General features: G+C 32.1%; 2 protein-coding genes, 1 pseudogene and 1 riboswitch. Of the genes and pseudogenes, 2 read left to right on the top strand and 1 reads right to left on the bottom strand.

Translation table 11 applies throughout. The features are described 5' to 3' along the window. Nucleotides 1-42: 42 nt before the first annotated feature. Nucleotides 43-896, top strand: a pseudogene (locus AC5EAH_RS02780) (ZmpA/ZmpB/ZmpC family metallo-endopeptidase). Between the two features lie 185 nt (nucleotides 897-1,081). Here AC5EAH_RS02780 and AC5EAH_RS02775 read toward each other — a convergent pair. After that, complete coding sequence (locus AC5EAH_RS02775) at nucleotides 1,082-5,941, bottom strand: S8 family serine peptidase (protein ID WP_493493226.1); 4,860 nt, start codon at nucleotides 5,939-5,941, stop codon at nucleotides 1,082-1,084. Nucleotides 5,942-6,154: 213 nt separating this feature from the next. Beyond that, nucleotides 6,155-6,255, top strand: a riboswitch (purine riboswitch). A 46-nt stretch (nucleotides 6,256-6,301) separates the two neighbouring features. On the opposite strand from AC5EAH_RS02775, the gene AC5EAH_RS02770 reads away from it, so the two are divergent. Beyond that, nucleotides 6,302-7,606, top strand: coding sequence for an amidohydrolase family protein (locus AC5EAH_RS02770; RefSeq protein WP_493493225.1), 1,305 nt, complete (start codon nucleotides 6,302-6,304; stop codon nucleotides 7,604-7,606). The last annotated feature ends 114 nt before the right edge of the window (nucleotides 7,607-7,720 follow it).

Below are 7,720 nucleotides of genomic sequence, written 5' to 3'. Positions count from 1 at the left end.
TCATCAACACTCTTTGACAAAGAGCTTTTCAATGATTTTGGTATGAGACGTGGTCAAGGCAAAGAATCTTATGCTTTAGGTTTATTCAAATCAGCTACTTCTGCAAATGATTATTACTATGCAATTAATACGATAGTTGATTTACTAGCTGATAGTAAAAGAACAGTGAATAAAAATATTGCTAGATTCAAAGTTCACAAGACTTACAACACTATTTACATAGTGTATTTGATGTCACATATACATTAGATGCGTTAGAAGCACAAGAAATTTTAAAATTAAATAGTAATGAACAATATCATTTGTTTAATAAAATGATTAAAAAATCTACGGCACCTGTCATAGAAAATGGTGTGGTGTATGAAAATGCAGATAATCAAATTGTTCCTAGTTCACAACAACAATGGCAGACAATGAATATTAAAACGCTTAATGATATGATTGCTCAGCATCTTGTAGCAAAAGATGGTACAATGACAGCACAAATTTATGATCGTAATGATGCTACAAATTATTATTTTGTACCAAGTTATGCGATTAATTTTTCAAGTTTACAAAATGATAAAGGGACGATGGGTGGTTTAACTTTCAGACGTACAATATTTGAGTTGTTAACAGAATATGGTTGGGACAAAGGTTTCTTATCTTATGCAACTGATCGCTACAAACAACAAGCTGAAGCACAAGGTCAACCATTATCTGATACTTATATCTTTAATAAAATTTTTGAAGGTCGATATGCTAATTATAATGAATTCAAAACAGCTATGTTAACACAGCGTTTAAATAAAGCAGATCAAATGAAATCTGTTACAATTAATTGGAAAAACAGAGAAATTATTATTACGCATAAGGCGCAGTTAGAACAACTAATAAAAGAAGCTATAACTAAATGATTTAGCCAAATTGAAACAAGGAAAACCTGCATTTGAGAGACAACAACTTAAATTAGAATTGTTAAAAGCATATCATCTTTTAACAGATGATTTTATAACATCTATTTATCAGTAATTTTTATAAATTTAACAAAAAAAGGATTTGAAATAATGTTGTATTAATACATTATTTCAAATCCTTTTAATTAATTATTTTTTCTTTGACGATTCAACAATAAAGTGAATAGAGCAAGTATACTACCTAAGAAACTTACAGGAAACGTTGATTGTCCTGTTTTCGGTAATGTCGTTACTTGTTTATGTTCATCAGTAACTAATAATTGTTGTGTAGCATTAGTTACTACAGATGACACTTGTTGACTGTTATTTAATTGTTTAGTTAGTTTAACTTTAGGCTTACTAGCTGTTATTACTTTTTGTGTGTTTGTTAAAGTAATTGATTTTTTCAGTATTGCTGTTTTGTTAGCTTTTTTAGCAGATGGTGCTGCTGGTACTTGACCATCTAATTGTTCTTTAGCAGCTGTAAGGGTTGCTAAAGCTTCATCAACTTGTTGTTGAGTACTTTGAGTATTACTGATAATTGCTTGTGCAGCAACTAAAGCTTGTTGATAAGCTACTTGTTTATCTTTGCTAGCGTAAACATATTGTGAAGCAGTTGTCATAAAGGTTTTATTTTCTTCTGCTAATGCACTTAAAGCACTGTAATTCGTTGCTTGTCCATTTAAAGCTTGAGTAGCAGTTTGTAATTGAGCTAAAGCTTGGTCAACTTCACTTTGTAATTTAGCACTTAAAGCACGTTGAGCTGCCTCATGAGCTGTTTGATAAGCTTGTTGTAAATCAGCTGTTGAATTAAAGAACAATNGTAAATCAGCTGTTGAATTAAAGAACAATGCTTGTTCAGAAATAGGTTGAGCTAAAGCTTGTTGTAAAGCACTGTAATTCGTTGCTTGCCCATTTAAAGCTTGAGTTGCTGTTTGTAATTGAGCTAAAGCCTGATCAACTTCACTTTGTAATTTAGCACTTAAAGCCTGTTGAGCTGCCTCATGAGCAGCTTGATAAGCTTGTTGTAAATCAGCTGTTGAATTAAAGAACAATGCTTGTTCAGAAATAGGTTGAGCTAAAGCTTGTTGTAAAGCACTGTAATTAGTTGGACTACCATCTAATGCCGCAATAGCAAGTTGTAAATTTTTAGTAATTTGATCTACTTGTTGTTGTTTATGTGGTGTTGTTAAAGCTGTTTGAGCTGCTTTTAAAGCTTGTTGATAAGCTTGTTGTTTTTGTGGAGTAGCATTATAATACACTACTTCATCAGTAAGTGATGTGACTTGATTTGTTAATTGAGCCAACATAGTTTTATTAATTAACGTTAAATGTTTAATAGGATTTTCTAATTTTTTAATTTTCACAGATAAATTCTGTTCATAAATATCATAATTTGGCGCAAGTTGGACATTAATTGTATATTGACCAACAGGGACACGTTTACCAAATCCACCAGCTAAATATTTTTCGGCAGGTAAGATAAATGTTTGCCCAGTTTCATCTGTTAAACTCACTTGACTGTTAGGTGGTAAAGGTTGATTAAATGCTACAGTGAATGGTGTGTATTTTATAATGTCAAACTCAAAATTAACTGTTTGTAAACTGTTTTTCTCAGTTACTTCAACTGATTGTACAGGTTCACTGACTAATTTTGTGTTGTCTTTGTCATATAATAATATATGAACAGTATATTTACCAAAAGGTAAGGCAATACCTTCTTTTGATTTATCAATATTTTCGACTACACGTCCTTGTTCGTCTTTAACAATATATGTAAAAGTGATTCTCTCATCATCTTTAGTAGCGTGATCAAGTGTTTTGACAAGTACACGTCCAGAACGATTATCATCTGTAATTAAACTTTCAACTTTAACCGTATCACTATTACCAGCAAAGTCTTTTACTGTAAATGATAAATCTTCAAGTTTAATATTTTCAGGTAATGTAAAGCTACCATCTTCATTAGGTTGAATATGATGTATTTGACTTTGTCCTTCTTCTGTTTCTTGTTTGTAAGTTACGATTTGTTGTGCAAGACCTGAACCTTCTTCAATGATTTGACGTGGCTTGAATTGACGTGTTGTTTTATCATATGTTGCGGTAGTAATAATAGGCGCTTGTCTATCAATTGACACAAGGAATTTCATTGTTTGTGCTTTAGCACCAGGAATATCTGGACGATAAGATACAACATATTGGTAAGTACCATCAGGTAATGCTTTCCCTTTTTTATCTTTACCATCCCATTCAGTAGATAAAACCATAGTTGATTTAGGGTTATCTTGATTACCACTATAATAATTTTTTTCACCACTAGTTGATTCACTAGTCCATAATGGGCGTGCTAATTTTTTATCTTTTAAATTATAAACAGCGGCGTTAATATGCGTATAGTTTCTTAAAAATACGCCTTTAAATGCTGTACTGTCTTGATTATCATCATCATTAGGTGAAATCGCTAATGTAACAGCACCTTTTTTGTTAGCATGTAGAATGAATTTACCATCTTCATTTTCAAAAGTACCTAAAGCCGTAATTGTTTGAGAATCATTTTGTGTAACAGCTGTAATTAAACCAGTATAGTTAGCATCTTTTGGTATCTCTTTATCTTCATCTAATGAGAAGTAGAAACCATTTTGTTTCTTTTTAGCTAAGTTGTAAATATTATCTTCTACGACTGGTAAGCTTTGGAATTGACCTTTGAAACCAACGTAAGGAATGCTCACTAAATGTTTGTCAGTTGTTGTATCAGTAAAATTAACGAAACCTTCTAAGTAATAACCATTTGGCATTTGTGCTTTTAATTCTTTATCGAATTGACTCGCATCAATATCAATTGTAATTTTTTGCTGACTGTTTGGTGCAATAGTTAATGTTTTACCTTCAATTTGTAATAATTGTTTAGGCAATAAAGTAACATGATTATCTTCAATTTTATCTGTTAGTAAAGTTGTATTATATTTTACAGTTTTACTTTCATTACTAATGTTATGTACGATGACGTCAAAATTAAAATGACTCTTAACATTACCTAGAGAGATGCTACTGTAATCGTTTGTGCCAGTTAAATATAAATCTGAATGTAGAGCTTGATGTGTATCGATAATACCTGCACCTTGTTGACGTGGTGAACTATAAGTATGTTCTTGTTGATCAACATGTGGTTTAGCAGTACTCATTAATAAGTGTTTCACTAATTGTTCGATTTCAGCAGGTGTTTTATCAGGATATTTTTCGATTAAACGTTGTTTGACTAATAATGCGGCACCGGCAACATGTGGTGCAGCCATACTTGTACCATTCATACTTGCGTATTTACCATTATTAATAGGTGCATAAATAGAACCACCAGGTGCTGCTAAATCAGGTTTTAATTCACCATCAGTCGTTAATCCCCAACTTGAAAAATCAGATAATTTATTTGCTTCAGTATTTGGTTGAATTAAATAATCACCATTAAATTTAAGTTGGTAATGTCCTTGTGATAAAGCTGTTCCAATACGATAAGGTAAGAAAACAGAAGGAATTTTTGTAGCATCATCAGAAACACTCATTGTTAAACTATCATCATCCCCATTTTCACGATTATTAAAGACAATAGCACCAATGGCACCTTTTTCACGTGCACGATTAATTTTTTCTGTAAAAGTAATTTCACCACGTTTAATTAATGCCACTTTACCTGTAACATCAATATTTTCAAAATCTGTTTCTTTTCCTGAATTAACGAATACATAATTTAGTACCTTACCTTTTTCAAATAAAGGCACATCATTACCAGGTGCAGTAAAGACACTCTTACCATGATTAAGTGTTTCGTTATTTTCTTGACCGATAATTGTCATGACTTCGCTTGTTGTTGTTGAATTGTTAAATGAAGCGACAGAAATAGCATCTTTAGCTGTTGAAGGCGAACCAACTAAACCATAATCTGGATGACTAGCTAATGGTTTTGACGCACCTGAACCAAAATAGCCATCATTACCTGCTGCAATAGTTACAGTAACCCCAGCTTGACGTGCTTTAGCAATAGCTGCTACTACTGACTGCTCAGCATCAATTAATGATCCAGTTGTTGTTCCTAAACTTAAATTAATACTATCAGCACCTAATTTTACAGCATCTTCAATGGCACGTGCATATAAAGGTGTATCAGTCGTTTTATTTCTATCTACGAAGACACGCATAAACATAACTTGTGCTTCGGGTGCAACACCAGTAATCAATTCGCCACTACTATCTATTTTAGAAGGATTACCTGCAGAAATACCTGTTACATGCATACCATGAGAATGTTCTTTGACTTCTTTTAATTCAGTATTAGCATCAACGTAATTATAACCAAAAATTACTTTATCGTTATACCATTTACCATAATCAATACCAGCAGCTTGTTTTGCAGCTTCAATTTGTTGTTGATTTTTATATTTGGCTTTAGATACATCTGAGATACGTAAAGCATCGTGTTCAATATCTACACCAGAATCGATAATGGCAACGACCATACCTTCACCTTTATAGCCTTCTTGCCATGCTGGTTGGGTGTTAATAATTGTATTACTACTTTGATTTAATGGTTGAGCAGTTGTTTGTGGTGTGTCAGAAGAGCCTGCTACAGTAGTTTGATCTTTAGAAGAAGGTGGTGCAACTGGTAAAGGCGATGTTGAATTAGTTGGGTATTCTGTAGCTGGTAAAACTTCATTTTGTACATTTTCTGTTAAAGTAGCATTACCTGTTGCTGGTTGATGATTATCAACTATTGTTGTATCTTTTGTTGCAATTTCTTGTGTATGATTATCAATTAACGCTTTATCGTTAGTAGGCGTTTCTTGTTGAGGGGTGTCGGTTACCTCTAATTGCAGACTTGGCTGTTCGGTAGTAGATGATTCAGTTAAATTGTCACTAGCTTGTACATTAGGACTAATAAGAAATAATGACGCCCCAATCATAATAGAAACTAAACCTATTTTGTGTTTTCTTAAAGAGAAATATTGTTTTTTCATAATGTGCCTCCTAAATATATTAACAAAGTTTTTACTTTATTATATGCATTAAAACATAAATTGACTGTAAATTCAATCTTTTTTAAAAATTTAGACAACTCAAAAATAACACTGTAATGTAAAGTTGAAATCAAAAATTGTGTTTGTTTAATTAAATTTGTAGCATTTCACTAACGGAACTTTACAGGGGGAGAGGTAGTTGTTATAATTGATACCAATATCTATTCGTTATAACATATAATCCTCGTAATAAGGTCGAGGAGTTTCTACCGTCTTACCGTAAATAAGCGACTATTTTAGTTTAATTATGTTATCTACGAAATGTCGACATATAATGGTTTGCAATTCAAGGAGGACAACATGAAAGGTTATGCACATGCGTATATTGTGACATGTAATGACACGTTTGAGTGTTTTGAAGATGGTTTATTAATAGTGAATCAAGGTGAAATTGTGTATTGTGGAGTTTATCAACAAAGTTTATTAGAGCAATGTGAAGAAGTGATTGATTATACCAATTGCTGGTTAATGCCTGGTTTAGTTAATGTGCATACGCACAATTTAATGACCTTATTAAGAGGTATTCAAGATGACAGTGATTTAATGACATGGTTAAATGATTATATTTGGCCTAATGAAGCACAATTCACACCACAAATCACTAAAATGGCTGTGGAGTTAGCCCTAATAGAAATGTTAAAATCAGGTACAACGACGTTTAATGATATGTATAATCCACATGGTGTAGATATTAAATCTATTTATAATAGTGTTAAACAATCTTGTATGCGTTGTTATTTTTCGCCTACATTATTTAGTCAACCACATGAAACTACTCAGGAAACTTTAACACGCACTAAAAAAATTATTGAAGACATTTTAGCTTATAATGATGAGAAGTTTCGAGTGATGGTGGCACCTCATGCTGCTTACACTTGTGATAAAGATTTATTACAAGGTGCTTTAAAATTAGCGAAAGATAAGCAATTAATGTTACATATTCATGCTTCAGAAACTGAATCTGAAATACAATTGATGTTAGATAAATCTGGACAAAGAACATTAGCTTATTTAGATGATTTAGGTTATTTAGATCATCCGACTGTTATGGCGCATTGTGTTGAATTAACAGAAGATGAAATAGAAAGATTAGCGCAGTCTGAAGCACGCGTGGCACATAATCCTATTAGTAATTTGAAATTAGCTTCTGGTGTTGCGCCGATTACTAAATTATTACAACGTGGTATTAAAGTAGGTATTGCAACAGACTCTGTTGCTTCAAATAATAATTTAGATATGTTTGAAGAAGGACGTCAAGCCGCATTATTACAAAAAGGCGTAAATAAAAATGCACAATTAATGACCATTGAACAAACATTAAAAGCGATGACAATTCAAGGTGCAGAAGTGTTAAATATGGCGCACTTAATAGGGAGTTTAGAACAAGGTAAACGTGCTGACTTTATTGTGATTAATCCACAAAACAAAGCACATTTATATCCAACGAAACAAGTATTATCACATTTAGTATATGCAGTTAAAGGGAGTGATGTGCAAGATGTCTATATTGATGGACAATGTGTCGTTGCCAATAATAGTGTGCAAGTTTTAAATGAACAATATATTTTACAACAAGCAAATACATATTATCAAAATAATGAATAAGCATTAATAACTTGGGTGAGTAGATAATTTTTATCTCCACCCTTATTTAGTGGTTATCTTAAGCGATTTATTATAAAATAATAATGAGACAACAATATAAAGGAGAAGCTATGT

The sequence above is a fragment of the Staphylococcus sp. B1(2026) genome (assembly GCF_058895785.1).
Note: the sequence above shows the minus strand (reverse complement) of the source record. Positions and strands in the feature narration are given on the sequence as shown.

Bases quoted from the DNA above. Each gene is read 5' to 3' on its own strand.
- AC5EAH_RS02770 (WP_493493225.1), top strand. From the start codon at position 6,302: ATGAAAGGTTATGCACATGCGTATATTGTGACATGTAATGACACGTTT.